The organism is Streptomyces sp. MAR4 CNX-425, assembly GCF_048656465.1.
In the GTDB taxonomy this organism is placed as follows: Bacteria; Actinomycetota; Actinomycetes; order Streptomycetales; family Streptomycetaceae; genus Streptomyces.
In genome coordinates this window covers 178,396-204,488 of record NZ_JBMDLF010000002.1, presented here as the reverse complement: position 1 = coordinate 204,488, position 26,093 = coordinate 178,396, and the positions used below count along the sequence as shown (strand labels likewise).

Below are 26,093 nucleotides of genomic sequence, written 5' to 3'. Positions count from 1 at the left end.
CAGCAAACCTAACAACCCCGCGCCGCACGCACATCCGATTAACGTCTGCCGCGCGCAGAACGCCGCCGGCTAGCCCCAGTGGCGGGACCGGTACGTGGCCATGTCCTCGCCGTGGAGCTGCTTCGACGCGTTCCCGATGCGTACCCAGAACTCCGTCGCCCGCTGCCCGCCCTGCGGCTTGGCGAACGTCGGGCGGCCCGAGGCGGCGACCGAGACGACGCACACGTCCTTGCCGTCCACGGTCTCGTAGCGGATCCGCACCACGCCCGCGGTCTGCTGCGACAGGTTGGTGTCCAGGAGCTGCCTCAGCCACAGCTCGTACCCGTCGCGGTTGCCCCGCGGCCCGAGGGTCCGCCAGTCCGCGTCCAGGCCGAGGACGTTGGCGTCGTCGTCGACGCCGATGAGCAGGGCGCCGCCTTCGGCGTTGAGCAGGGCGCACACCGTCTTGACGACGACGTGTTCCAGCTTCCGGTCCAGCTGGCCGGCCCGTACGCTCCAGCGCGCGGTCGACTTGAACTCGACGGTCTGGGACTCGCCGGCCCGCAGCAGGTCCGGGACGGTGGCGGACGGCGCGGGGGCCGTGTCGTCCCACAGGCTGTCGAAGCCGTCCCTGATGACGCGGGCCATCAGCACCCGGCGCCGCTCCAGGAAGGTGGGGTAGTCGAGCTGTTCCCAGCCGACGGGCAGCGCGTGCCAGAACGCCTGCTGCCTGAGCCGCTCCGGCCCCAGCTCGTGCGCCATGGCCGCCCACTGGTCCAGCGGGCCGTCCGCGGCGCCGCGGGTGTTCTCGGGCCAGTCCATGAAGGCCATGTTGGCGATCGCGTTGACCTGCCTGCTGTGCGTGACGCCCTGGGCCCGCAGGAACGCCTTGGGGAAGAGGTGGTGCCGCTCCACCGAGCGGGGCGCCTCGTCGGAGCCCGTCACGTCGCGGATCTTCAGCCTGCTGAACAGCAGCTCGGCGTCGAGGAGGTTGAGCGCCGCGTAGTAGGCGTAGAGCGCGGGGGAGCGGGAGGCCGAGGTGTCCAGCCGGTTGGGCAGGGAGATGTCCCAGTAGTCGCCGGTGAAGTTGGACCGTACGATCCGGTCGAGTTCGGTGCGGAACACGTCGGGCTCCCGGTGGTCGAGGGCCGCGACGCGCGCGAGGTCCGCCTCGACCTGGCTCTCCGGTGAGCTGGTGTAGCGGCCGGTGGTGTGGGCCATGAAGAACCAGCGGCTGATGACCCCCCGCAGCGTGGCGAAGTCCAGGCCGAACCGGCCCCGTCCGATCAGCCACAGGATGTACGTGAAGATGACCGCGTTCTCCGAGGTGATCATCCTGCGGCTGCGGAACCCGGCGGCGGTCAGGCACTTCAGGTACTCGTGCCAGTTGGTCAGGTCGAGCACCTCGTCCTGCGCCCGGCGCATGCGCGCGAACTGCTCCTCCCGGCGCCCCGCGCTGACCTCGCCGGTGTCCATGTCCTTGCCGCGCAGCAGGCTGTACACGTGCTGGAGCCGCCCGCGGTTGAACGCGATCCCGACGCCGACCCGCAGCAGCTGGTCGGGGCTGGGCTCCAGGAACGGGTTCTTCGGCGACGGCCCGGTGCGGGTGGCGTCGACGGCGGCCCGGCAGAACGCCTCCAGCTCGCGGCGGCCCTTCTCCCAGTGCACGGACATCAGGGTGAGGACGAAGTCGGCCTGGCTGAGTTTGACGCCCTCGGAGTTGATCCGTACGAAGATGTCCGCGACCTGCTCCTCGTCGGCCGAGGCGCCGAGCTCGATCACCTGGAAGCGGAACTCCTTGAGGTCGCGGACGCCGTCGACGCGCTCCTCCAGGCGGTCCTGCTCCTCGTCGCTCAGCCCGCCGCCGCGGTAGTCGGCGAGCCGGTTCAAAAAGTCCCGCACGGTGGACTTGTAGCCGCCTCCCCACAGCGTGGTGATGTCGGGGATGAACTCGGGATCCCGCTCGATGGCCGCGTCGGTGACCTCGAACGTCTCGTCCTCGGGCCGGAACGCCAGCCGGATGCTGCGCCTGTCGAACTCCTTCGTCAGCACCGGCCTCCCGGTCAGCACCGCGTACAGCGACGTCAGCCGCTGCTGGCCGTCGACGACGAGCAGCCGCGGGGCCCGGTCGGCCTCGTCGTCGTCGCCGTCGCGGCCGCCGATCCGGCGCGTGCCGACCTCGGCGCCGGTCTCCCAGAACATCAGGGTGCCGACGGGGTAGCCGCGGTAGAGCGAGTCGAAGAGGTCTCTGACCTTGGCGGCGGACCACACGAACGGGCGCTGGATGTCCGGCAGGCCGATCCGGCCGTGCTTGATCTCCTCGATCAGGTGCGACAGTACGTATCCGGTGTCCCGGTACAGCGTCGCCGCCATAATCCCCACCTCCAGCAGCCGATGTGCGCGGCGGCGCTTTCGTCCCCGTATCCCGGCGCCCCCGCGGTGTTTCTATCAGGAGGCGCGCGGCAGTGTCCGGATTTCAGCCGAAGTCCGGCGGCGGCCCTCTCCCGTGAAAGCGCCTGGTCGGCCGCGGCGGCGCCGGCGGCCGCCCGGTCTTGACATGCCCTCGAAAAGGGGCCGTAGTTGAGGGGGGTCAGCAGGAGACGAGAGGGAGTGCCATGCATGATGCGGGACCGAGCGTACGACGCACGCTGCTGGCGGCGGCGGGGCTCATGCTCTTCGCGACCTCGGCCGCACCCGCGCACGCCGGGCCCGGGCCCGCGGCCGGGTCCGAGCCGACGGTCCTGATCTACACCGGAACGACCGGCTACCGCCACGCCGGCGCGATCGACGGCGGCATCGGGCCGATCCAGAACGCGCTGGACGAGGCCGGGATCGCGTGGGTACGGGAGGACTGCGACGGCCTCGGCGGTGCCGCGGGCAACTGCGACCACCCCGACCGGAACCCGCGGGTCTTCACCCCGGAGAACCTCGCCGGATACGACGCGATCTTCCTCTTCAACGCGTCGTCGCAGTGGCTCGGCGGCGGCCGCCCGGGCCCGCTGTGGGACGAGGAACAGCGCGCCGCCATCCGCGGGTTCGTCAACGCCGGCGGCGGGATCGCCGCCAACCACAACGCGGTCGACATGGGCGCGGGCGTCACCACCTGGGACTGGTGGGACGGCGGGCCGGGCAGCGCGGTCGGCACGCTGATGACCGGCCACGCCGCCACCGACCCGGACAACGTCGCCACTGTGCGGGTCGCCGACCGGCACCACCCGTCGACGCGCGACCTGCCCAGGGAGTACGGATTCGGCGACGAGCACTACAACTTCGCCCGCAGCGTGCGCGGCGAGGCGCACGTGCTGGCCACGCTGGACGAGGAGTCGTACGACCCCGGCCCGAACGCGATGGGCGAGGACCACCCGATCTCCTGGTACAAGCGGTACGACGGCGGACGCGTCTGGGTGACGGGGATGGGCCACTTCGCCGAGTCCTACACGGAGAACGGCGGCGCCAACAACCTCGTCGAGCACCTGGTCGGAGGGATCAGCTGGGCCGCGGGCTGCGACGGCCCGGGCAAGTCGGGCGACGGCGAACGGCCCACGGGAACGGCACGCGAGTAGCCCGCACCCCAGCACCGCTGCACGCCGCGGAGCCGTGGCTCAGGCGATCCCGGGACGGGCGGCCGGTACGGGCCGCCGCGCCGGTGCCGCCGCCGGGCCCGGCTGCGCGGCGCCCGGCCGGGCTCCCGTCAGCGGAACTCCCCGCGGAGCGCGGGCAGCAGGGTCTCCGACGCCCACCGCAGGAACGCCGGCTGCGTGTCGCCGCCGATCTGGACCAGCGCCACCTCCGTGAAGCCGGCGTCCACGTACGGGCGGACGGCCTCGACGAACACTGCGGGGTCGGCGCCGCACGGGATGGACTCCGCGACGTCCTCCGCCGTGACGTACTTGGTGGCGCCGGCGAAGGAGTCGGGGTGGGGGAGTTCGGCGTTGACCTTCCAGCCGCCGCCGAACCAGCGGAACTGCTCGTGCGCGCGCCCGACCGCCGCCGCGCGGTCCGGGTCGTAGCTGACGGGCAGCTGCCCGACGCGTGGTTTGCCGGTGCCGCCGTGGCGGTCGAAGGAGTCCAGCAGCGCGGCCTTGGGTTCGGTGGCGATGACGAGGTCGGCGAGCCGGCCGGCCAGGGCGCAGGACTGGTCGCCGGAGACGGCGATGCCGATGGGCGGGGGCTCGCCGGGCAGGTCCCACAGCCGGGCGGAGTCGACGGAGAAGTGCCTGCCGTGGTGGGTCACGTGGCCGCCGGTGAAGAGGTCGCGGATGATGCCGACCGCTTCGGCGAGCATCTCGTGCCGGACGTCGGCGCCGGGCCAGCCGCGGCCGACGACGTGCTCGTTGAGGTTTTCGCCCGCCCCCAGGCCGAGCCGGAAGCGGCCCTCGGCGAGCAGCTGGAGCGTGGCCGCCTTCTGCGCCACGACCGCCGGGTGGTAGCGCATGAGGGGGCAGGTCACGTAGGTCATGAGGGGGATGCGCGACGTCGCGTGCGCGGCGGCGCCCAGGACGCTCCAGGCGTACGGGCTGTGCCCCTGGGAGCGCAGCCACGGGAAGTAGTGGTCGGAGGTGACCGAGAAGTCGAACCCCGCCTCCTCGGCGCCGGCCACGTGCTCGACCAGCTCCCTGGGGCCCGCCTGCTCGGTCATCATCGTGTATCCGATTTGCACCATAAAGGACGGTTTCCCTGGTCGGCGCCGGAGAAACCGGGCATACGGGCCGTGCGATCCGGCGACGACGGCCGCCGCGGCCGTCCCGGTCAGCCGGGATCGCCGTGACGCGTGCCCCGGCGGGCCCTGCCCATGGCGTCGCGCAGGGGAGTCCGCAGGTCCTCCGGCATCGGCCGGCCGGTCGCGGACCCGAGGACCGCCTCGGCCACCTGCCGTAACGGGACGTTCGCGTGCTGGGAGACGTGCAGCAGCACCCGCCACGCCTCGTCCTCGTCCGCCCCGAGCGCGGCGATCAGCACCCCGCGGGCCTGATCGACCACCGGGCGGCTCTCGATGGCCTGCTTGAGCTGCGCGTTCTCCTCGCTCAGTTCGATGAGCCGGCGCGCGACATGGGAGAGCAGATCGGCGGAGACCTCGTCGTCGGCCACGGCGTCCGCCACGTCGGCGGTGAGGTCGTCGGGGGCGGGCGGCCCGTCGTCGGGGGAGCTGTTCGGTGAGCGGGGAGGTCGCATGAGTCTCCCCTGCCCCGGGAGGGCGCGTTCATGGCGGAGCCCGGCGACGCTCCGCGGTTTATGCCCGTTTGATGGTGTCTCGAGCGTGGCACACGATGGTGTGATCCGACCGCACCAGCCGCGAGGAGGCGCCCATGCCGAGCGGATCCGGCCCCAAGCGGGAACGTCAGTACGAACACATCAAGAAGGGCGCGCAGAAGCGCGGCACTGGCACGGAGCGGGCGAAGGAGATCGCCGCCCGCACGGTGAACAAGGAGCGTGCCCGCGCCGGCGAGTCGCGTACCGCGAGCCGTACCTCCACCCGGGACGTGTCCTCCGCCGGGCGGGGCGGCCTGCGCTCGCACTCCGGCGCCGCGGGCCCCACCTACGACCAGCTCTACGCCGAGGCCCGGCGCCGCGACATCCGCGGCCGCTCGTCCATGAACAAGGCCCAGCTCAAGCGCAAGCTCGGGCGCTGAGAGCCGCGGGCCCGGGCGCGGGATCACCCGCACGGCCGAGCGGCGGACGTCCGGACGACGTACCGGCTCCGGCGCCCGCCCGGCGGCGCCCGGCACCTGTCAGGCGCCCGCGGCCGAAGCCACCGACCACCCGCCCCCACCGGAAGGCCCGCCCATGTCGACCAAAGTCTCCGACCACGTCCTCGAACGGCTGCGGGAGTGGAAGGTCGAGCACGTCTTCTCGTACCCCGGCGACGGCATCAACGAGCTCCTCGCCGCGTGGGGCCGGGCCGGGAACAGGCCGCGGTTCGTGCAGGCGCGGCACGAGGAGATGGCCGCGTTCGAGGCCGTGGGCTACGCCAAGTTCTCCGGCCGCGTCGGGGTGTGCGCCGCCACCTCCGGCCCCGGTGCCATCCATCTCCTCAACGGCCTGTACGACGCGAAGCTCGACCACGTGCCCGTGGTCGCGATCGTGGGGCAGACCGACCGCAGCGCCATGGGCGGCTCGTACCAGCAGGAGGTCGACCTCCTGAGCCTCTACAAGGACGTGGCCTCCGACTTCTGCGAGATGGTCACCGTCCCCGAGCAGCTGCCCAACGTCCTGGACCGGGCCATGCGCACCGCCATCGCCCGCCGGACGGTGACCGCCCTGATCATCCCGGCGGACGTGCAGGAACTGGACTACGCCGCGCCGGGGCACGCCTTCAAGATGGTGCCCTCCAGCCTGGACCTGTCGGACTGTGCCCCGGTCCCCGCGGAGGCGGACATCGAGCGGGCCGCGGAGCTGCTGAACGCCGGCGAGAAGGTCGCCGTCCTGGTCGGCCAGGGCGCGCGCGGCGCCCGGCAGGAGGTGAAGGAGGTCGCCGACCGGCTCGGTGCCGGGGTGGCGAAGGCGCTGCTCGGCAAGGACGTCCTCGACGACGACCTGCCCGGCGTCACCGGGTCGATCGGCCTGCTCGGCACCCGCCCCTCGTACGAGCTGATGCGGGACTGCGACACACTGCTGGTCGTCGGCTCCAGCTTCCCCTACTCGCAGTTCCTTCCCGAGTACGGCCAGGCCCGCGCCGTGCAGATCGACATCGACGCGCACATGGTCGGCATGCGCTACCCCTTCGAGATCAACCTCGTCGGCGACGCCCGCGCCACCCTGCGCCGGCTCCTGCCGCGGCTGCGGCAGGACGGGGGCGGCGGCTGGCGGGAGACGGTCGAGAACAACACCGCCCGGTGGTGGCAGGTCATGGAGCGGCGCGCGGCGGTCGGCGCCGACCCGGTGAACCCGGAGTACGTGACCCACGCGCTCAACAGCCTGCTGCCGCACAACGTCGTCCTGACCGCCGACTCCGGCTCCGCCGCCAACTGGTACGCCCGCCATCTGCGGCTGCGCGAGGGCATGCGCGGCTCGCTGTCGGGGACGCTGGCGACGATGGGCCCCGGCGTCCCGTACGCGATCGGGGCGAAGTTCGCCGACGGCGACCGCCCCGTGATCGCGCTGGTGGGCGATGGCGCGATGCAGATGAACGGCCTCGCCGAACTGATCACGATCCAGAAGTACTGGCGGGACTGGGCCGACCCGCGGCTGGTCGTGGCGGTGTTCAACAACCAGGACCTCAACCAGGTCACCTGGGAGATGCGCGCGATGTCCGGCGCCCCGCAGTTCCTGCCGTCGCAGTCCCTGCCCGACGTCGCCTACGCGGACTTCGCGCGCTCCCTCGGCCTGGGCGGGGCCCGGATCGACACGCCGGACGACGTGCCCGGGGCGTGGGAGACGGCCCTGGCCGCCGACCGGCCGTACGTCCTGGACTTCTGTACGGACCCGGCCGTGCCGCCGATCCCGCCGCACGCGACCCTCGACCAGATCGAGGCCGCCGCGGCCGCCGTGCTCAAGGGCGACAGCGACCGTGCCGGGATGCTCCGCCAGGGCGTCAAGGCCAAGGTGCAGGAGATGCTGCCGGGCGGCGGCAGCCGCGGGAACCGCCCGGACGCCGGCGGAGAGCGGTGACGTACGGGCACCCGCCGCGAAACCCGCGGTGCTCACCTCCCACACGGCGCGCCGCGCCCGGGACACGCGCCCAGGCCGCAGGACGGAATCGGGACGGTCGACGCTCAGGCTGGTCGCCGGGGGCAGCGAGGCGCCGACGGAGGGGAGGTGGCGCAGCACACGGGGGAAGGCAAGCACCATGGGGAGTCGCGACATACCCGTACGACCGTGCGGCCGGGCCCCACCCGGAGCATCCGGACCCGGACCGCGCCGGGGGTTCCCGCAGGCGGGCCCCGGTGGCCGGGCCACCCCGGCCACCGGGAACCCGCGGGCACCGTCCGGTCAGTTCTCCCACTCGGGGGTGGGCTCGCCGGGCGCGAGAGGCGAGGGGGTGCCGGACCCCTCGGGGAGCGGCGTCGCCTCCCGCGGCTCCTTGCTCGGGGTCTGCGCCGCCGAGGGGACGGGTGCGGGTTCGGAGGGCTCCTGGCTGGGGGTCTGCGGCGCCGAGGGGGCGGGTGTGGGCTCGGCGGGCTCCTTGCTCGGGGTCTGCGGCGCCGAGGGGGCGGGTGTGGGCTCGGCGGGCTCCTTGCTCGGGGTCTGCGGCGACGACGGGACGGGGGTCGGCTCGGCGGGCTCCCGGCTCGGGACGGCGGACTCCGGCGCGCCGGGGTCACCGACCGGCTCCGCCGTGCCGGTGGAGTCCTGGGCGAGGGCGGCGCCCAGGCCGCCGATGGTGAGGACGCCCGCGGCGGTCGCCGCGAGGATCAGACGGCGCGGACGCCGGCGGTGACGGGTCGTCAAGGTCACTCCTGGTACGAGGGTTGCGGACCGGCCCCGGCTGCCGCCGAAGCCCTTGCACGAGTGGAGTACGGGCCCCGGGACCCGTCGGGTTGCACGGCCCGCCCCGGAGGATTTTCTCCGGGCCGCGTGCAACCCCCGGGCGCCCGCTCACGTAGAGCACGGTGAGAGGTATCGGACGGCCGAAGGGCGGGGTGGGTGCGCGAGGCGGTACGGGAGCGGGAGTTCCGGGAGTTCGCCGAGGCACGGCAGGCGGGCCTCAGACGCAGCGCGTACCTGCTCTGCGGCGACTGGCACCAGGCCCAGGACCTGACCCAGACCACGCTGATGAAGCTCTACGCGGCCTGGGGACGGGTGCGCCGGGACGGCAACGTCGATGCCTACGCCCGCACCATCCTCACCCGCGTCTTCATCGACCAGCACCGCCGCCGCACCTGGCGCGAGGAACTGGTGGAGACGGTGCCGGAGACGGCCCAGGGGACGCCGCCGCCGGACTCCCGGGAGCTGCGGCTGGTGATGGAGTCCGCGCTGAGGGAACTGCCTCCCCGGTACCGGGCGGTGCTGGTGCTGCGGTACTGGGAGGACTGGAGTGTGGAGCGGACCGCCGAGGCGCTCCGGGTGACCCCGGGAACCGTCAAGAGCCAGAGCGCGCGGGGACTGCGCCGGCTGCGCCGGCTCCTCGGCACGCCCGCCCACGAGGTGAACGGAAGGTGAGTCGGAAGGTGAGCCCGGAGATGAGCGAGCGCGACTCCGCCGACCTGCACCGCGCCTTCGCGGCGGTGGTGGACGACCCCGCCGCGCCGCCGATGCCCAGCGTGACCGACGCGGCCGTCGCCGGCGGGAACCGTATCCGCCGCCGCCGCGCGGTGGCCTCGGCCGGTGGCGCGCTGGCGGTGGCCGCGCTCGCCGTCACCCTCGCGGTCGGCCTGCCCGGCGCGGTTTCCGGGGGCGGTTCCGGGCCCGCCGCCCCGCCCACCGGCCCGCCGGTCCCGTCCACACCGTCCGCGCCGCCGTCCGAGGTCCCCACCCGGGGCCCCACCCCGACGCCGGAAGGCGGCGGCGCCGGGACCCCGGCGGTGCCGTCGTCCGGGAGCGCCCCGCCCGCCGCCGCGGTGACACCCCCCGGGCCCCCGGACGGCGACGCCACGCGCCCTCCCCGCGAGGAGGGGCGGAGCGGGCCTTCCCCGTCGACCGCCCCCTCCGGGTGAGACCGCCGGGTCCGCCGGGGCGCCGGCCCCGCGGCGGGCGCGGCGGCGGCACCCGGACGGCGGTGCCGGGCGGGCGGGCCCGTACCGTTCCGCGCAGCATGGTGGCATGGACGCCGATCACGTACCCGGCATCGACCCCGCCTCCGCCCCCTCCGGGGACGGCTGCGCCGAGTGCCTGGCCGGAGAGGCCCCGGGGTGGTGGTTTCACCTGCGGCGCTGCGCCGCCTGCGGGCACATCGGCTGCTGTGACTCCTCGCCGTCGCAGCACGCGAGCCGGCACGTGCGGGAGAGCGGGCATCCGGTGCTGACCAGCTTCGAGCCGGGGGAGGACTGGTTCTGGAACGCGGACACGCAGACGTTCCTGGACGGGCCGGCCATGAGCCCGCCGACCTCGCGGCCCGCCGCGCAGCCGACGCCGGGTCCCGCGGGGAAGGCCCCGCCGGACTGGCGGCGGCGACTGAAGTGAAGCCGCCGGGAGACGCCGATGACGAGTGAACCGCCCGACGCCGACCCGTGGCCGGCACTGCGCGTCGCGGACTGGACGGGCACCCGCGAGACCCTGCACATGTGGGCCCAGATCGTCGGCAAGGTCCGGCTGGCGCTGGCCCCCATGGTCAATCACTGGTGGCAGGTGCCCCTCTACGTCTCCGCCCGCGGGCTGACGACGTCCGCCGTCCCGGGCCGGCGCACGTTCGACATGGAGTTCGACTTCGTGGACCACGTGCTGCGGCTGCGCACCACGGCCGGCGTCGTGGAGACCGTCGCGCTGGAGGCCAAGCCGGTCGCCGACTTCTACCGCGAGACGATGGACGCGCTGCGGCGGGCGGGCATCGACGTCGCCATTCTGGCCCGCCCCGTCGAGGTGGAAGAGGCGGTCCCGTTCGCCGAGGACCGTACCCACGCCACCTACGACCCCGCGCAGGCGCACGCCTTCTGGGGGCAGCTGGTGCGGGCCTCCCGGGTTTTGGCCGAGTTCCGCTCGCGCTTCACCGGCAAGGTCAGCCCCGTCCACTTCTTCTGGGGCGGCATGGACCTGGCCGTCACCCGCTTCTCCGGGCGCCCCGCGCCCACCCACTCCGGCGGCGCCCCCAACTGCGCGGACTGGGTGATGACCGAGGGTTACTCGCACGAGCTGAGCAGCGCCGGCTTCTGGCCGGGCGGCGGCGGCGAGGGCATGTTCTACGCGTACGCCTACCCGGAGCCGCCGGGGTTCCGCGACCATCCCGTACGGGCCGGAAGCTACTCGGACCGGTGGAGCCAGTACCTCCTGCCGTACGAGACGGTGCGCACCGCGCCGGACCCGGACGCCCTGGTGATGGACTTCCTGCAGTCCACCTATGAGGCGGCCGCCGTCCACGGCGACTGGGACCGCGCCGCCCTGGAGGACGACCCCGCCCGCCGGGCCGCCCCGCGCTGACCGTACGCGCGCGGGCCGGCCCGGTGCGGGGCCGCACGTACCCGCCGGCGGTGCGCCGTTCGGCGAGCCTGTCGTGCGCCGGTGTGCACGTCGGGGCGGGAGTGCCGACAGGGGCGGCGAGGAACCGGGGGACCGGTGCGGATCCGGCACCGCCGACGGCCGGGCGGGCGCGGCCGGAACCGGGGTGCGAGCGGCCGCCGGAGGCGGCCTCCCCGGCGCCTTAAACCCGAGTGCTTCCGGGAGCCCCCTTCGGATGGTCTCCGGGCCCGTGGGATCTAAGTGGCGGGCGGGGAGGGGACATCGTCGTTGGTGCAATGAGCCGGATGGGTGACCACCGGCCGCACCCGTCGCGCTCGTCACTGCGCGGCGCGGTCACTCCTCCCGTCGCGATCCGCGAGGGGACGACTCTTGGAGGAAAGATGTCCGTACAGACGACCCCGGTTCTCTCCCCGGTCCGGGCCGGCACGGCCGAGCGGGCCGCGGTCACGGCGCTGGCCGACGAGCCGGAGGCCCCGTTCAGCGACGCGCCCGTGTACACCCCGCAGGGCGCCGGCGTCCTGCTGCTGCTCGCGCTCGCGTCCCCGAGGCTCCCGAAGGAGCCGCGTCCCTCGTAACGTCCCCCGGACCCCGGTCCGCAGAACCCCGTCCGTGACCGACAGCAGAAGGTGAGCGCCCGATGTCGAATGCCGCACTGCGGGCCGACTACGCCGAGGCGGTGGAGCAACTGGCCGGGCGCGTCCTGGGTGTCCTCCGGGACACCCAGGCTCCGCTGCCGGCGGTGTCCGGGACGGACCGGCCGGACACCGCCGCGCTGGCGGCCGTGCGCGTACTGGGGCCCGACCTCTTCGCGCCGGCCCTCTTCGGCCGGCAGCCGCTGCCGCAGGCCGACCGCGAGACCCTCGGCTCGGCGCTGCGGGTCTTCCCGCCCGGCCCGGAGGACAGCGCCGAGGCGCGCTGGCGCGACCGCACCACCGCCGCGCTGCTCGCCCACGGGACGGGCCCGGGGCCGGACCACTCCACGGCGGACCTCCCGGGCACGGCCGGCGCCGGGGCCGTCGTCGTCGCCGGGACCGTCGACGACGAGGAGGACGCGGAGCTGCCCTGGCGGCAGCGGGCGCAGCGCATGGCGCGGCTCGCCCCGCTGGCGCTCCCGGAGGTGGACGGGCCCTTCCAGCAGCGGGCCTGCCGCCACGTCCGGGCGCTCAGCCAGGGCACCACCCGCTCCCTGCTGCGCCGCGACTACCCCACGGCCGCCCGGCTCGTGCGCTGGCTCGCCCTGGCCCGGAGCCGCGGCGCGGCCTCCGCCCTCGACGTGCCGGCGGTGCTCGACCACCTGCGGCTGTGGGGCGGGGGCGGCGCCCGCACCGCGCTCGACCTGGCAATCGCCCGAAGACTCCTGGCCGGTACGGAAGGAGCCCTCCGATGACGGCCGGGAAACCGGCCCCCGCGCCGCCCGAGCCGGTACGCGCCACGGCCCTGCGCCTCGGCACCCGGGCGCTGGGCTGGCTCCACCGCAACCGTGAGCGGACCGCCTTCGCCGAGGGCGCCACGGCCGAACTGGCCGAGCCCGACAGCGCGTACAAGCCGCTGAGCGAGCTGGCGCTGGCCGCGTCCCTGGTGCTGCGCGACGAGGCGTTCCCCGCCGCCGACCGGCGCACCGCCGCCGACCTGCTCGACTACGCCTGGGACCAGCTCCGCGGCGGCGACCTGATCTACGAGCGGCAGCTGCGGTTCCCGGCCATGACCGACCCGCTGGAGACGTACGTCCACTTCCACCGCGCCGGCCACCGCCACGAGCGGCTCCTGGAACTGCTGGCCCACCTGACCGCCCTGACCTCGTACCGCGAGTACGAGCACGTGCCCAACCGCCGCATGGCGGTCGCCAACGCGACCCGGGTGATCGGAGCCCCCGACCGGACCGACTGGCCCGCCCGCACCGCGGCCACCTGGCTCGGGGCCCTGCCCGAGCCGTGGGCCATGGACTGGATGACGGCCTACCACATGACCCACACCGTCTTCCACCTCACCGACTGGGGCGCCCGGCCGCACGAACTGCCGCCCCGCCTGCGGGACTACCTGGCCACCTGGCTGCCGGTGTGGACGGACGTGTGGCTGGAGACCGAGGAGTGGGACCTCGTCGCCGAACTCCTCATCGTCGACGCCTGCACCCCCGAGCCGGCCGGCGAACCGGCCGCCTGGCGGCGGCTGGCCGCCGCGCAGCACGAGGACGGGCTGCTGCCGCGCGACGGCCGCACCGGCACCGGGGACCCGGACCGGCGGTTCGGCGACCACTACCACAGCGCCGTCGTCGCCACGGTCGCCGCCACCCTCCTGCTCTCCCGCACCGCCGGCGCCTGACCGGGCGGTGACAGGCGTGAGACTCCGCGACGAACCCCTCAAGGCGGTGGCCGCCAGCGCGGAACCGCGGGCCGCGGTGGCCGTCGCGGTGTCCGTGACCGGCGCGTACCGCACGCTGTGCCGCGGCGGCATCGACCGCAAGGGCACCGCGTCGGCCACCGACCGCACCCGCTTCGAGGTCGGCTCGGTGACCAAGACGTTCACCGCGCTGCTGCTCGCCGACACCGCGGCGCGCGGCGCCCTCAGCCTGACCGGCCGGATCGCCGAACGGCTTCCGTACGCCGCCCTCCCGCGCGGCCACGGCCGGGCCATCACCTACGAGCACCTGGCGACCCACACCTCCGGCCTGCCCCGGCTCCCGCCCGGGCTGATGCTCCGCGGGCTGCCGTCCTGGTTCGTCAACCCCTACCGGTCGTTCACCCCCGACATGCTGCTGCCCGCCCTCGGCCGCGCCGTCGTGCACCATCCGCCCGGAACCCTCACCCGGTACTCCAACTTCGGCGTCGGGCTGCTCGGCCGGCTGCTGGCCGACGGCGCCGGCACCGACTACGGGTCCCTGCTCCGCGCCCGCGTGCTCGACCCGCTGGAACTCACCGACACCGGCACCACCGTCCCGGACGCGCCGGACGGCCCGGACGGCCCGCGCGAGCCGGACGCCGCCTGCGCCGTCGGCTACTGGCACGGCCGCCGCCGCCCGCCCTGGGTCATCCCCGCCCTCCCCGGCGCCGGCGCGGTGCGCTCCAGCGCCCACGACCTGATCCGCTTCCTGCGCGCCCACCTCGACCCGGGCGGCGCCGACGTGCCCCGGCCGCTGCGGCTGCCGCTGCTGGAGGTCGTACGGATCCGGGAGCTGCCCGGCGAGCGCGAGGAGAAGTCGGGGCTGGCGTGGAGCGTCCGCACCCTCGCCGGGGCCACCCTGTACTTCCACTCCGGCGCCACCCGCGGCTGCACCGCCTTCGTCGGCCTCAGCCCGGAACGCGAGGTGTGCGTCGCGGCGCTCACCAACTCGGGTCTCACCCTGCGCAGCCGCTTCGTCCAGTCCGCGTACCTGCTGCTGCGGGCGCTGGCCCTCGGCGAGGCGAAGTGACCCTCCGGGCGGCGCCGGTCACGGAGTCCGGGGGCGCGGAGTGCGGGTGACGGTGCCTTCGGGGAAGTGCTCGGCGCCCGTGACGCTGGTGGCCTTGTCGAGCGAGATGGAGGTGAGGCCGGTCATGCCGCGCAGGGGCGTGAGGTCGATGTGCCGGTGGTCGGCGTGGCAGGAGATGGACAGGGCCGTGAGCCCGGGGAGCCTGGTGCGTACCAGGTCCAGGTCGTCGCCGGGGCGCCACGAGTACAGCCGCAGGATGCGGACCTGCGGGGACGGCGGCAGCAGCGCGAGCATCGACAGCCGGGCGTCGAGCTGCAGCACGAGGTACTGCAGCCGGGACAGCCCGCCGGCGTGGGCGAAGCCGTCGATGGGGCCGCACAGGTTGAGCCGGGTGAGGTGGGGCCAGCGGCCGATGCCGTCCAGTCTGAGGTGGTGGTGGGCGGTCGGGCCCAGCCTGATGTCGACGAGGTCGGCCGCGACCGGCAGCGCGCCCACGTCCCGGTACGGCAGCGCCCCGTCCAGCATGAGCTGCCTGATCCCGTGCAGGTGCGCCAGCCCGGCGATCACCTCGGCGGGGCACTCCCACAGGTCCAGGGCGGTGACCTGGGAGCCGGCCAGCGCGGTGATGTCGGTGAGGCGGGGGCAGCGGACGAGGCTCACCCGCTTCAGCTCCCGGTACGGGCCGAGGAACGCCAGGTCGCGCAGCGTGAGGTTCTCGACGAGGGAGAGTCTCCGCAGCCGCGCGGGGTCGAGGACGCCGGTGAGGGCGTCGGCGGGGAAGTCTCCGCGGACGTTGACCGCCCGCGGCGTGTCCAGGGTGCGCAGGGCGGCGAGCTGGTCGGCCGAACCCACGTCGATGAACCGGAGGTCGGGGATGTGGGCGAGGATGTCGCGGACGTAGTCGTCGGTGTCGTAGCGGTCCCAGACGTGCTGCAGCTGCCAGCCCACCACCCGCGCGGGGGAGCGGCGGAACCGCTTCAGGACCGTCAGCGCGGCGTCGCCGCCGATGCGGCCGGCGGTGAGCACGACGGCCTCGGCCTCGTCCTCCTCCAGCCCCTCGGGCCCGGGCAGCAGGTCGAGGACCACCGGGCCGGCGGCGGCCAGTACCGCGGCCTCGTCCCGGTGCCGGGGCGGCAGCAGCGCCCGGGTGCGGGACTGGACCTCCTCGCGGACCCGCGGGTCGAGTTCGGTGGCGTGCTCCAGGCAGGCGGTGGCCAGCAGGTGCAGCCGGGTACGGTGCTCGGGGCTGCGGTCGCCGCGGGTGACGAGGCGGGTGAGGAAGGTGGCGCGCTCGTCGGGGCGGGCGTGTGCGGTGGCCATGCGCAGCACGTCCTCCCACTGGTCGTCGTGGGCGTGGCGGACCAGCAGCGGGATGTCGCGGGCCTCGACGGCGGCCTTGGCGCCCAGGTAGTCCTGGAAGGTGCGGTGGACGAAGTCGACGGTGTCGGCGGCGGGGGAGCGCAGCAGGCCGCTGCGGGCCAGCAGGTGGTCGAGGACCTGCGCGGCGTCCGCCTGCTCGGCGACGGCGGGCATCGCCGGCAGGGCGTCGGCGACGAGGCCGGCGGCGACGTCGCGGTCGAGCTCGGTCTGGCCGTTGCGGATCAGCCAGTACGCCAGGCGCTGAAGCAGCTGGATGCTCTGCCCCTCGCTCAGGACGACGTCCTCCGGCGCGGTGATGTCGCGCTCGTCGTCGCGGCGGTGCAGCAGCATCGACAGTGCCGCCTGGTACAGCTCCATGCGGCCGTGCGGCAGGTGGCCGCGGCGGTCGCGGTGCAGGGCGCACACCAGCGCGCACAGCAGTGGGGTGCTCACCAGCCGGGCGAGGTCCCGCTGGGCGCGCACCGTGTCCTTCAGGCTCTCGCCGAGGCCCTCGACGTCGGCGCGTTCCGCCTCTCCGGCGGCGGTGGCGGCGACCGCGCGGTGCCAGCGGTCGACGAAGACCGCGACGTCCCGGTTGTTCATCGGCCGGATCGTCAGGTCGGTGAAGTCGCTGTCGGCCAGCCACCCTTCGGGTACCGCGGAGGGGCGGGTGGTGACGACGTACGTGGCCCGGGGATAGGCGGCGATCAGCTCGTAGAGCCACTGCCGGGCCCGGTGCCGCTGCGCCAGGGGGACCTCGTCCACCCCGTCGATCAGCAGCACCGCGCGCCCGTCGGCCAGCAGCCCGTCGGCCCAGCCGGGCGACTGCGCCGCGGCCAGCGGGCAGCGGACGGCGGCCAGGTACTCCTCCGGCGCGGGCAGGTCCCCGCGGCGTACGAGCGTACGGAGCGGCAGCACGAACGGCACGCCGCCGCTGAGCTGGTCCAGCCTGGCCGGCAGCGTGCCGCGGGCGGTGGACACCGCCAGCCACTGCAGCAGCGCGGTCTTGCCGCAGCCGGCCAGCCCGCGGACCAGCACCCGCCGCAGCCCCGCCAGCGCCTGCTCGGCCCGCTCCACCGTCACCTCGGTGCGATGTCCCCGGGCGGCCGCACCACCGTCGCCGTCGGGTACGGCCCGGAAGGTGGGCGTGGCCAGTTCGAGGCTGAGGTAGGCGGCGTCCAGCGGCCAGCGGGCCCGCTCCGGCCGCGACAGATCCAGCCCGATCACCGACAGCATGCCGTGGCGCTCGGACACGTACCGGCGGTAGCGCTCCTCGAAGCGCGCCGTCCCGGCGTCCGCGGGAGCCACCGGAGCCGCGCGGTCCGCCGGCGCCGGCCGCGGGACGGGCGGCAGCGCCCGGCCGCGTAACTCCAGCAGTTCGCCCGCGTCCGCCCCGAGCGCCCTGGCCAGCTCCACCACCGTGGCCTCGCTGGGTACCCCGGAGCCGTTCAGCGCGCGGCTGACCGTCGTGTGCCCCAGCCCGGCCCGCCGCTCCAGCCCGGGCATCGACAGCCGCCGCTCGACCCGTAATCGCCGCAGCCGCCGCGCCAGTTCCGCCAGCGCCCCCTCCCGGTCACCGCCCCCGCCGTCCGTCCGCACGCCCGGTCCCCTCCCGCCGCGCCGCCCCGTACGGCGGCGTTCACCTTCGTATGCCCCGAACGCCGGCGTACGCATCCCCGGCCACCCTCACTCCCGACCGCACGCCCCCGGGCCGGAAGGAACCAGACACATGACCGCATCGCCGACCACCCTGACGATCCTCGCGCTCACCCTGCTCGCCGCCGGTCTCCTCGCCCTTCTGGCCGCCGTCGCCGCCGGGCTGCTGGCCCGCTGGGACGGCGCCTCCGCGCCCGCCGCGCTGCTGCGCGCCGGGGCCGCCTTCGGGGCGACCCTCACCGTGGCCACCGCGCTGCCCGCCCTCGTCGTACGGGTGCTGACGTGACGGCGGCCGCTACGCCCCTGTCCCCGCCTCCGGCTCCGCCGCCGCCGTCAGTTGCGCCCCCAGCGCCGCGACCGCCGCCCGCAGCTCCGGGCCGCCCTCGACGCGGAAGCCGAACGGCATGCGCGCCAGCCAGTCGCGTGCGTACATCTCCGGCGCGCTGGTGCTGCCGGCCAGCACGCAGCCGCCGCCTGCCGCCTGAAGGCGGCCCATCGGCGGCCGCACCCACCGCGCGACGTCCCCCGGCGGCGCGTCGAACACCACGCGGACGGGGTACTCCCAGCCCGTGCCCAGGTTCTCCTCCAGCACCGCGACCGGGTCCAGGCCCTCGGGCGGGGTGAACGCGCGGGTGGTCTGCCGGACTTCGCCGATGCGGTCGACGCGGTACGTGCGGATCGCGTCCGCCCGGTGCGAGCGGCACAGCAGGTACCAGCGCCCGTGCCGAACGACCACCGCCCACGGGTCGACCAGCCCCGCCGACTCCCGCCCCGACTCGCCGCGGTACGTCACCCGCACGCTCCGCCGCACCGCGCACGCCGTCACCAGTGCGCCGGTGGTGGCCGGGTCCGGGCGGGCCGCGTGCGGGTCGGGCGCCGCCGCGGCGTGGTCGCGCAGCGTCGCCGCCTGCCGGCCGACGTCCTCCGGCAGCACCCGGACGACCTTGTCGAGCGCCGTGCCCACCAGCGCGTCGGTGTCGGTGAGCGCGGCCATGACCAGCGCCAGCGCCTCCGCCTCGGTGAAGACCACCGGCGGCAGCCGGGCGCCGCGCCCCAGCCGGTAGCCCCCGTACGGGCCGCGGGCCGACTCCACCGGCACGCCCGCCTCCTTCAGAATCCCGACGTACCGCCGCACCGCCCGCTCCGTGACGCCCAGCGCCGCGGCGAGTTCGGCCGCGGTGGTGCCGGGGCGGCTCCGCAGGATCTCCATGGTGCGCAGGGCCCGCGCGGTGGGGCTGAGGTCGGTCGGCACCCGAGCAGGCTAGGCGCCCGCCGGATATTCCGGAAGGAGAACGTCCGGAACAGGCCGTAGCGTGTCGGGGGAACCCACCGCACGGAGAAGAGAGCCGGTCATGAACAGCCCCTCGTCGGCGACCCCCGCCGCACGCCCCCGCGTCCTGGTCGTCGGCGGCACGCCCGCGCAGCTGCGCAAGGCCCGGGACCTCGGCCTCGACGTGGCGCACGTCCAGTTCCCGGACGCGTACGACCGCGAGTCCTGGCCGCACGTCGACCAGGCCCTGCTCCTCGACTACGGGGACACCGACCGGCTCCTGCCGCTGGTCCGGGCCCTGCACGCGGCGTACCCGCTACGGGCGGCGGTCTCGCTGTTCGAGCTGGGGCTGCTGCCGGCGGCCCGGGTCAACGAGGCGCTCGGGCTGCCCGGCGAGTCCGTCGGGACCGTGGAACTGCTGCTGGACAAGGGGCGGATGCGCCGGCACCTGGCCGACCGCGGCGTCAGCCCGGTGGCCGCCGCGGTCGGCCGCTCGGCGCGGGACGTCCGGGAGTTCGTCGCGGCGCACGGCCTTCCGGTTATCGTCAAGCCGGTCCGCGAGTCGGGCAGCCTGGGGGTGTTCCACGTCCGCGACCGGGCCGACGTGGACGCCGTCGCCGCCCGGTTCCGGGCGCTCGACGGCGCGTGGACCGCACGCGACCTGACCGACGCCGGCGCCTTCGAGGAGTTCCTGATGGAGGAGTACCTCGACGGCCCCGAGATCAGCGTGGAGACGCTGAGCTTCGACGGCCGGCACGTGGTGGTCGCGGCGACCGACAAGGAGACGGGCGGCGCCGGCTTCGTCGAGGTCGGGCACGCGCAGCCCAGCGGCGTCCCGGCCGGGCTGCTGCGCGAGGTGACGCGGCTGGTCGCGGACTTCCTCGACGCGGTCGGCCTGCGCAACGGCCCCGGGCACACCGAGGTCAAGCTCACCTCCCGCGGCCCGCGGATCGTCGAGTCGCACAACCGCGTCGGCGGCGACCGGATCAGCGAGCTGACGCGGATCGCTTACGGCGTCGACATGGAGCGGTACGCCCTGGCCGCCGGGCTCGGCGTCGTACCGCCGCTCGCCGCCGCGCCGGAGCCGCGCGGCGGTGCGGCCGTACGGTTCCTCACGCCGGAGCCCGGCCGGGTGGTGGAGGTGACCGGCGCCGACGAGGTACGCGCGGACCCGGCGTGCGCCGAACTCCGGCTGGACGTCCGGCCCGGCGCCGTGGTGTCCCCGCTCGCCTGGAACGAGGACAAGGCCGGCCACGTGCTCACCCGCGGCGCCACCGCCGCCGAGGCCGTCGCGCACGCCCGCCGCCTCGCCGCGGCCCTGCGGATACGCACCGAGCCCGCCCCGTGACGGCGGCCCGGGCGGCGGCGGTCGGGCGCGGGCGCGGACGGGCTCAGGGGCCGGGTGCGAACTCCGTGGTGGTGAAGGCCGCCTTGTTCCGCGTCGAGGTGCCGTCGGTGATCCACCAGTACGTGGGGTACTGCCCGTAGAGCGGGAAGAGCCCGCTGGGCGACCAGTGGAGGATCAGCTCGTCCCGGCCGTCGCCGTCGAAGTCCGCGGCGCCCGCGGGCCGCGCGTTCCGGTGCTTCGCCGGCGTCTTCACGCCGTCCGCGGTGCGCGCCGGGCCCTGGCGCAGGACGGACACCCGCTCGTCGCCGTCGATGAGCGTGGCGTCCTCGTACGTCGACACCAGCAGGCCGTCGCGGCCGTCGCCGTCCGGGTCGGCGGCGGCGAAGCCGCCGGGGCCGTAGTACGAGCCGTCCTCGTCGGCCGGCGGCTCCGGCAGGTCGAGGACGGCCGGCTCGCCGCCGTCGCCGGGGTAGACCGTGGCGTTGCCGTCGACCTCCGGCGCCTCCGTCTCGTAGCCGGGCTCGTTGTTGCGGTCGCCGTTGTCGCCCACCGCGACGTCGCGCCGCCCGTCGCCGTCGAAGTCCCCGAAGGCGTGCGCGTTGCCGAGTTGCAGCTCGCGGACGTCGCCGGACAGCCCGGTGCCCTGGTGGGCCGGGAAGAGGGTGTTGGGGGTCTGCTCGCCGTCCGACGTCGCGTTCCGCAGCAGCGCGGTCGCCCGCGGCTCGCCGGAGGGGTCGATGTCGTCCGCCGCGAGGGTGCCCTCCTCGTACGGCAGACCGGTGTCGGTGCGCGCGGGGTCGCCGTCCCGGGTGAAGGGGCCGTACAGCACCGCCAGCGTCCCGTCCGCCGCGCCGGTGCGGCTCCGCAGCTGCGCCGCGAGGTCGTGGTGGCCGTCGCCGTCGAAGTCGCCGCGGACCAGGGAGTCCACCCCCAGGTCGCCGGCCGGCAGCCGCACGGTGGCCGTCTCGGGGTCGGGGACGGGCCGGCGCGGGCCGCCGAAGCTCACGTGGAGCCGCTCCTGTCCGGTCCCCTCCGCCGCGCCGGGCTCGACGGCCGTGGTGACGAAGTCGGGGAAGCCGTCGTCGTCCAGGTCGGCGGTGACCACGTCGTCCACCGAGAGCCGGGAGCCTCCGGAGCCCCCGGCGGGGGCGTCCGGCGGCAGGCCGAGGTCGCCGCGCCGGTGCACGGTGTGCGTGGCCGGGTCGAGGCCGTCGGCGGAGCCGTAGACGACGCCGACGCACTCCTCGGCGGTCTCGGGGTCGTCGCCGAGGTAGACGGGGACGAGGAGGTCGCGGTACCCGTCGCCGTTGAGGTCGTCCGGGTCCGGCGACCCCTCGCCGGGCGCGGGGGCCCGGGTCGCGGTGGGCGGCGCGGGCGCGCGGGACTTCGGCGGGCCGTTCGCCGCGCGGGACGGGCCGCGGTCCGCGGCCTCGTCGCCGCAGGCGGCGGCCAGCACGAGCAGCGGGGACAGGGCGAGCGCGGCGAGCCTGGTTCGACGGATCATCCGCGTCACTGTCGCAGCGGGCGGGCGCCGGACGCCGGGGCGGGCGGGCGATCGTTGCACAGTCGTGGCATCCGCCGCCCGGCTCCGGCGGCCCGGCGGCCGGGTCAGCCCGGCAGGACGGACTCGACGGCCGCGATCAGCGCGGGGTCGTCCGGCGCGGTCCGCGGGCGGAACCGGGCGACCGGCTTGCCCGAGGCGTCGAGCAGGAACTTCTCGAAGTTCCACTGCACGTCACCGGCCTCGCCCTCGGCGTCCGCCGTCTGCACCAGCTCCTCGTACAGCGGGTGCCGGCCCGGGCCGTTCACCTCGACCTTCTCGAACATCGGGAAGGTCACCCCGTACGTCGCCGAGCAGAACGCCGCGATCTCCCCGGCCGTACCCGGCTCCTGGCCGCCGAACTGGTTGCACGGGAAGCCCGCGACCGTGAACCCCCGGGCCGCGTACCGCTCGTGCAGCTTCTCCAGGCCGTCGTACTGGGGCGTCAGCCCGCACTTCGACGCCACGTTGACCGCGAGGACGGCGGTCCCCCGGAATCGCTCCAGCGAGGCGGGCTCGCCGGCCAGGGTGCGCAGCTCGACGTCGTAGACGCTCATGGGCAAGCAGGTCCTCTCCGCGTTCGGTCATCGTCCGGGGTACGGGCGGCGCCCGCACCCCGCGCCAGTCTGCCACCGGCGGGTGAACGGGAGTCGCCCGGTGGGCCTACGCTTCGGCTGGCCGGCGCGGTGCGGTGCGGCGCGGTGCGACGGTGGGCGGGGCGCGGGCGGGCGGAAGGGAGGCAGCGCGTTGGCGGGGCTGGAGCGCGGGGACCCCCGGGAGATCGGCCGGTACCGCGTGCTGGAGCGGCTCGGGGCCGGCGGCATGGGCGTCGTCTACCTCGGCCGCTCGCCCGCCGGGACGCTGGTGGCGGTCAAGGTCGTACGCCCCGGGCTGGTCGGCGACGGCCGCTACCGCGCCCGCTTCCGCCGCGAGGTGGCCGCCGCCCGCTCGGTGACCGGCGCGTACACCGCGCCGCTGGTCGACGCCGACCCGGACGCGGAGCCGCCGTGGCTGGCGACCGCGTACCTGCCGGGCCTGTCGCTGGAGGAGGCCGTCGGCACCTTCGGCGCGCTGCCCGCCGCCGCGGTGCGGCTGCTGGCCGTGGCGCTGGCGGAGGCGCTGGCCGGGATCCACGGGGTCGCGCTGGCGCACCGCGACCTCAAGCCCGGCAACGTCATGCTCACCCCCGGCGGCCCGCGCGTGATCGACTTCGGCATCGCCCGCCCCGAGGACTCCGCGACGCTCACCCAGGACGGCGCGCTGCTCGGCACCCCCGGGTTCATGTCGCCGGAACAGGTCGAACGCGAGGAGACCGGGCCGGCCGCCGACGTCTTCGCGCTCGGCTCGGTGCTCGCGTTCGCGACGGCGGGCCGGGGGCCGTTCGACGCGGGCAACCGGGCCGACACGCTCCAGCGCATCCAGCGCGGCCAGGCCGACCTCGCCGGGGTGACGGACCGCCGGCTGCGGACCGTCGTCGCGGCGTGTCTGCGCTCCGATCCGCGCCGCCGGCCCGCCGCCGCGGCGCTGCTCGACCTGCTGGGGGAGCCGGCGGGGACGGTGCACGGCACGCGCTGGCTGCCCGCGGCGCTCGCGGAGGCGATCGACGCCCGCACCGCCCGGGCGCCCTGGTCGCACGCCGGTGCCGCGCGGGCGGCGGTACGGCCCGGGGAGCCGACCGCGGACCCGTTCGCCGAGACGGCGGCGACGGCCGGGGCGGCCGGGGCGTCGGAGTGGGCCGCCGCGGCGGCGGTGACCGGCGCGTCCGGAGCGGACGGGCCGCCCGGCCCGGCGGCGGCACCGCCCGGCGGCCCCGCGCCCCGGACCCGCCGCCGCGCGCTGCTCGCCGCCCTGACCGCCGCCGGCGCGGCCGGCGCCGCGGCCCTCGCGCGGCCGCTGCTGGGCGCGTTCGACCGCGACGCGCCCCCCGGGGACCGCCGCCCCCGCGCGGGCCCCAGTGGCGCCGGGGACCGGCCGCCCCCCGAGGCCGAACGCGCCTGGCGGGTACGGGTCCGCGACCCCGGCGCGGACCCGCCGGACCTCCACGCCGCCGGCCGGGCCGTGTTCGTCCACGGCGGCGACCAGGGCGGCGTGCGGGCCCTCGACCCGCGTACGGGCGACGAGTTGTGGCGCCGCCGCTGGGGCTCCGGCGCGGCCGGCGAGTTCGCCGCCGGCGACGGCACGGCGTACCTGGTCGGCCCGCGGGACGCCGGCACCCAGCGGGTCCGGGCCCTCGACCCCGTCTCGGGCGGCGAACGCTGGACGTACGAGCGGGAGTTCGGCCTCATCGACGCCGTGGTGGCCGCCGGCGGGCGCACCTACGTCGCCGACGGCGGCGTCGTCGCGCTGGACACCTCCGGCGGAGACCGGCGGTGGTCCGCGGGCACAACGGCGTTCTCCCTCACCGCCGGCTCCGGCATCGTCCTCGCCACCGACGGCGAGGGGGTCACCGCGTTCGGCGCCGGCGACGGCGACCGGCGCTGGCGGCACCCGGCCGACGACGCCGTCACCGTCCTCCTCTCCGCCGGCCTCGCCTTCGTCTTCGACTCCTATCTGCACCTCGCCGCCCTTCCCGCGGACGGCCGCCCCGCCGCCTGGCGGCAGCGGCTGACGTACCCCAGCACCGTCCACGCCGCGGGCGGCGGCAGGCTCTACGTCAGCGAGCCGAACGGCCACCTCCGCGCGCTCGACGCCGCCACCGGCGACCGCGTCTGGTCGAGTCCGGACACGGCGTTCCTCGGCATCGCCGACGGCGCGGTCCACGTCTGGGGCACCGGTCCGGGGGAGGGCACCGGCAACGGCGCCACGGGCACCGCCCCGCGGCTGTACGCTCTGGATCCGGCCGGCGGCGACGTCCTGTGGTCCTACGCCGGCGCCGAACCCGTCGTCGGCGTCACCGCGGGACCCGGCGGACTGGTGTTCGCCGGACTGGCGAACGGGTACGTAGAAGCCCTCAGACCCCCCACCGCACGCCGACCGAACGGAGGCACGAGTGGAGCCGCTTGAGCCCGACGACCCCCGCACCCTGGGCGGCCACCGGATCCTGGCGCGCCTCGGCAGCGGCGCCACGGCCGTCGTCTACCTCGGCCGCTCGCGCGGCGGACGGCTGCTGGCCGTGAAGGCCGTGCACGCCGAACGGGCGCGCCGGCCCGAGGCCCGGGACCACTTCGTACGGGAGGTGGCGGCCACCGCCGCCGCGGGCGGCGTGCACAGCCCGCCGGTCGTCGGCGCGGACCCGGCCGGGCGGGTGCCGTGGATGGCGACGGAGTTCGTGCCGTCCGTCCCGCTGCACGAGGCGGTGGAGCGGTTCGGGCCGCTGCCCGCCCGGTCGGTCCGCCGGCTGGCCGCGGGACTCGCGGAGGCGCTGGTCGCGGTGCACCGCGCCGGGGTCGTCCACCGCGACGTCAAGCCGGCCAACGTGCTGCTCACGGCCGACGGGCCCAAGCTGGTCGACTTCGGCATCGCCGCCGCCGCACAGCCCGCCGGACTCGCGGGCACCCCCGGCTTCATGTCGCCGGAACAGGTCGCCGGGACCGAGGTCGGGCCGGCCACCGACGTGTACTCGCTCGGCTCCACGCTCGCCTACGCCTACGCCCGCGGCGACACCGGCGACACCGGCGACACCGCGGCCCCCCGCGGCGACGCCCACCCGGACGGCGACCCCGGCCCGGACGACGCCGCCCTGCGCTCGCTCATCGCCGACTGCCGCCGCCTCGACCCCGCCGAACGCCCCACGCCCGCCGCCCTCGGCGACCGCCTCGCCCGCGAGTCGGGCCCCGACGGTTCCGCCGGGACACACCCCGGCGCGGCCTGGCTGCCCGCGCCGGTCCTCGCGGCGATCGACGCCCACGCCGGCGAGGCCGCCAACCCGCCGCTGGCACCCGCCGGTCCGCCCCGCCGCCGCCTGCTCCTCGGCGGCGCGGCGGCCGTCGCGGCCGGCGCCGGCGCCGTCGTGCTGCTCGTCCTGCGCGAGGACGAGCCGCGGCCCGTGCCCGGCGACGAGGCCCTCCCGGCCGCCGGGGAGTCCGCCCCGCCCGCCGGGGACCCCGACTCCGGGTCCCCGGCGGGCGGAGCCGAACCCGAGCCGCCGGCCGAGCCGGTCCCGGTCGAGTTCGCCCTCACCGGGGACGGGCCGGTCGAGCGGCTGACGTACGCCGTCAACCGCGAGCCGAAGACCCTCAAGAACGTCTCGCTGCCCTGGCGCAAGACCGTCGAGGTCCCCCGGGAGAACGGCTCCGCCGCCTGGAGCATCGACATGTCCCACCACGGCGAGGTCACCTACGTGATCCACGTCGACGGCCGCGAGGCCATGTCCCAGCGCTCGCCCGCGCCCGGCATCCCCGGCGCCGTGCGCGGCCCCGGCCCGTACCACGCCGAGGCCGGCGGGGAGATCGCCTGGGGCTCGCCGCCCGACGACACCAGCGCGTAGTCTCCCGCGCCCGGGACCCCTCCGGCCGGGGCGTGGTTACGGTGAGGCCAGTCACCCGGA

General features: G+C 75.9%; 23 protein-coding genes. 15 read left to right on the top strand and 8 right to left on the bottom strand.

Features of this window, described 5'->3' with window-relative positions; genetic code table 11:
* Positions 1-69 precede the first annotated feature (69 nt).
* Complete coding sequence (locus ACHZ99_RS06270; protein WP_420303370.1) at positions 70-2,352, bottom strand: GmrSD restriction endonuclease domain-containing protein; 2,283 nt, start codon at positions 2,350-2,352, stop codon at positions 70-72.
* Between the two features lie 242 nt (positions 2,353-2,594).
* On the opposite strand from ACHZ99_RS06270, the gene ACHZ99_RS06265 reads away from it, so the two are divergent.
* On the top strand, positions 2,595-3,542 hold the full coding sequence (locus ACHZ99_RS06265) for a ThuA domain-containing protein (RefSeq protein ID WP_420303369.1): 948 nt from the start codon (positions 2,595-2,597) through the stop codon (positions 3,540-3,542).
* Between the two features lie 128 nt (positions 3,543-3,670).
* On the opposite strand, the gene ACHZ99_RS06260 is transcribed toward ACHZ99_RS06265, so the two are convergent.
* Positions 3,671-4,642, bottom strand: coding sequence for an LLM class F420-dependent oxidoreductase (locus ACHZ99_RS06260; protein WP_420303368.1), 972 nt, complete (start codon positions 4,640-4,642; stop codon positions 3,671-3,673).
* Positions 4,643-4,728: 86 nt separating this feature from the next.
* The gene (locus ACHZ99_RS06255) at positions 4,729-5,151 is read right to left on the bottom strand and encodes an ANTAR domain-containing protein (RefSeq protein WP_420303367.1); all 423 of its coding nucleotides are present in this window, start codon (positions 5,149-5,151) and stop codon (positions 4,729-4,731) included.
* A 134-nt stretch (positions 5,152-5,285) separates the two neighbouring features.
* On the opposite strand from ACHZ99_RS06255, the gene ACHZ99_RS06250 reads away from it, so the two are divergent.
* Together ACHZ99_RS06250 and ACHZ99_RS06245 are read left to right on the top strand one after the other, a co-directional pair.
* Positions 5,286-5,609, top strand: coding sequence for a plasmid stabilization protein (locus tag ACHZ99_RS06250; protein ID WP_420303366.1), 324 nt, complete (start codon positions 5,286-5,288; stop codon positions 5,607-5,609).
* Between the two features lie 154 nt (positions 5,610-5,763).
* Positions 5,764-7,587, top strand: coding sequence for a thiamine pyrophosphate-requiring protein (locus ACHZ99_RS06245; RefSeq protein WP_420303365.1), 1,824 nt, complete (start codon positions 5,764-5,766; stop codon positions 7,585-7,587).
* Positions 7,588-7,908: 321 nt separating this feature from the next.
* Here the strand turns inward: ACHZ99_RS06245 and ACHZ99_RS06240 are convergent, their stop codons facing one another.
* Positions 7,909-8,373, bottom strand: coding sequence for a hypothetical protein (locus ACHZ99_RS06240; protein ID WP_420303364.1), 465 nt, complete (start codon positions 8,371-8,373; stop codon positions 7,909-7,911).
* Positions 8,374-8,562: 189 nt separating this feature from the next.
* On the opposite strand from ACHZ99_RS06240, the gene ACHZ99_RS06235 reads away from it, so the two are divergent.
* The 8 genes from ACHZ99_RS06235 (at position 8,563) to ACHZ99_RS06200 (ending at position 14,434) form a co-directional block, all read left to right on the top strand.
* The gene (locus tag ACHZ99_RS06235; RefSeq protein ID WP_420303363.1) at positions 8,563-9,078 is read left to right on the top strand and encodes a SigE family RNA polymerase sigma factor; all 516 of its coding nucleotides are present in this window, start codon (positions 8,563-8,565) and stop codon (positions 9,076-9,078) included.
* Positions 9,079-9,098: 20 nt separating this feature from the next.
* Complete coding sequence (locus ACHZ99_RS06230; protein WP_420303362.1) at positions 9,099-9,572, top strand: hypothetical protein; 474 nt, start codon at positions 9,099-9,101, stop codon at positions 9,570-9,572.
* Between the two features lie 106 nt (positions 9,573-9,678).
* A complete protein-coding gene (locus ACHZ99_RS06225) occupies positions 9,679-10,038 on the top strand; it encodes a UBP-type zinc finger domain-containing protein (protein WP_420303361.1) in 360 nt (119 codons plus the stop codon).
* An 18-nt stretch (positions 10,039-10,056) separates the two neighbouring features.
* Positions 10,057-10,989 (top strand): DUF5996 family protein, encoded by a 933-nt coding sequence (locus ACHZ99_RS06220; RefSeq protein WP_420303360.1) that lies wholly within the window; start codon positions 10,057-10,059, stop codon positions 10,987-10,989.
* Positions 10,990-11,408: 419 nt separating this feature from the next.
* Positions 11,409-11,603 carry a hypothetical protein gene (locus ACHZ99_RS06215; protein ID WP_420303359.1) on the top strand — a complete coding sequence of 65 codons (195 nt, stop codon included), beginning with the start codon at positions 11,409-11,411 and terminating at the stop codon, positions 11,601-11,603.
* Between the two features lie 62 nt (positions 11,604-11,665).
* Positions 11,666-12,415, top strand: a complete 750-nt coding sequence (locus ACHZ99_RS06210; protein ID WP_420303358.1) for a hypothetical protein — start codon at positions 11,666-11,668, stop codon at positions 12,413-12,415.
* Complete coding sequence (locus ACHZ99_RS06205; protein WP_420303357.1) at positions 12,412-13,347, top strand: DUF6895 family protein; 936 nt, start codon at positions 12,412-12,414, stop codon at positions 13,345-13,347. Before ACHZ99_RS06210 ends, ACHZ99_RS06205 begins: the two co-directional genes overlap by 4 nt.
* A 16-nt stretch (positions 13,348-13,363) precedes the next feature.
* Complete coding sequence (locus ACHZ99_RS06200; RefSeq protein WP_420303356.1) at positions 13,364-14,434, top strand: serine hydrolase domain-containing protein; 1,071 nt, start codon at positions 13,364-13,366, stop codon at positions 14,432-14,434.
* An 18-nt stretch (positions 14,435-14,452) separates the two neighbouring features.
* Here ACHZ99_RS06200 and ACHZ99_RS06195 read toward each other — a convergent pair whose 3' ends face one another.
* On the bottom strand, positions 14,453-17,392 hold the full coding sequence (locus ACHZ99_RS06195) for an NACHT domain-containing protein (protein WP_420303355.1): 2,940 nt from the start codon (positions 17,390-17,392) through the stop codon (positions 14,453-14,455).
* A gap of 130 nt (positions 17,393-17,522) precedes the next feature.
* Here ACHZ99_RS06195 and ACHZ99_RS06190 point away from each other — a divergent pair, with 130 nt between their 5' ends.
* On the top strand, positions 17,523-17,735 hold the full coding sequence (locus ACHZ99_RS06190; protein ID WP_420303354.1) for a hypothetical protein: 213 nt from the start codon (positions 17,523-17,525) through the stop codon (positions 17,733-17,735).
* A 9-nt stretch (positions 17,736-17,744) separates the two neighbouring features.
* Here ACHZ99_RS06190 and ACHZ99_RS06185 read toward each other — a convergent pair whose 3' ends face one another.
* Complete coding sequence (locus ACHZ99_RS06185) at positions 17,745-18,701, bottom strand: helix-turn-helix transcriptional regulator (protein ID WP_420303353.1); 957 nt, start codon at positions 18,699-18,701, stop codon at positions 17,745-17,747.
* Positions 18,702-18,801: 100 nt separating this feature from the next.
* Between ACHZ99_RS06185 and ACHZ99_RS06180 the strand changes: the two genes are divergently transcribed.
* A complete protein-coding gene (locus ACHZ99_RS06180) occupies positions 18,802-20,067 on the top strand; it encodes an ATP-grasp domain-containing protein (RefSeq protein ID WP_420303352.1) in 1,266 nt (421 codons plus the stop codon).
* A gap of 43 nt (positions 20,068-20,110) precedes the next feature.
* On the opposite strand, the gene ACHZ99_RS06175 is transcribed toward ACHZ99_RS06180, so the two are convergent.
* Complete coding sequence (locus tag ACHZ99_RS06175; RefSeq protein WP_420303351.1) at positions 20,111-21,571, bottom strand: hypothetical protein; 1,461 nt, start codon at positions 21,569-21,571, stop codon at positions 20,111-20,113.
* Between the two features lie 104 nt (positions 21,572-21,675).
* Positions 21,676-22,164: a glutathione peroxidase gene (locus tag ACHZ99_RS06170; RefSeq protein ID WP_420303350.1), complete on the bottom strand. Its 489-nt coding sequence runs from the start codon at positions 22,162-22,164 to the stop codon at positions 21,676-21,678.
* Positions 22,165-22,354: 190 nt separating this feature from the next.
* Here ACHZ99_RS06170 and ACHZ99_RS06165 point away from each other — a divergent pair, with 190 nt between their 5' ends.
* Positions 22,355-24,610, top strand: a complete 2,256-nt coding sequence (locus ACHZ99_RS06165; RefSeq protein ID WP_420303349.1) for a serine/threonine-protein kinase — start codon at positions 22,355-22,357, stop codon at positions 24,608-24,610.
* A complete protein-coding gene (locus ACHZ99_RS06160; RefSeq protein WP_420303348.1) occupies positions 24,597-26,033 on the top strand; it encodes a serine/threonine-protein kinase in 1,437 nt (478 codons plus the stop codon). The genes ACHZ99_RS06165 and ACHZ99_RS06160 overlap by 14 nt, the downstream gene beginning before the upstream one ends.
* Positions 26,034-26,093: the final 60 nt, after the last annotated feature.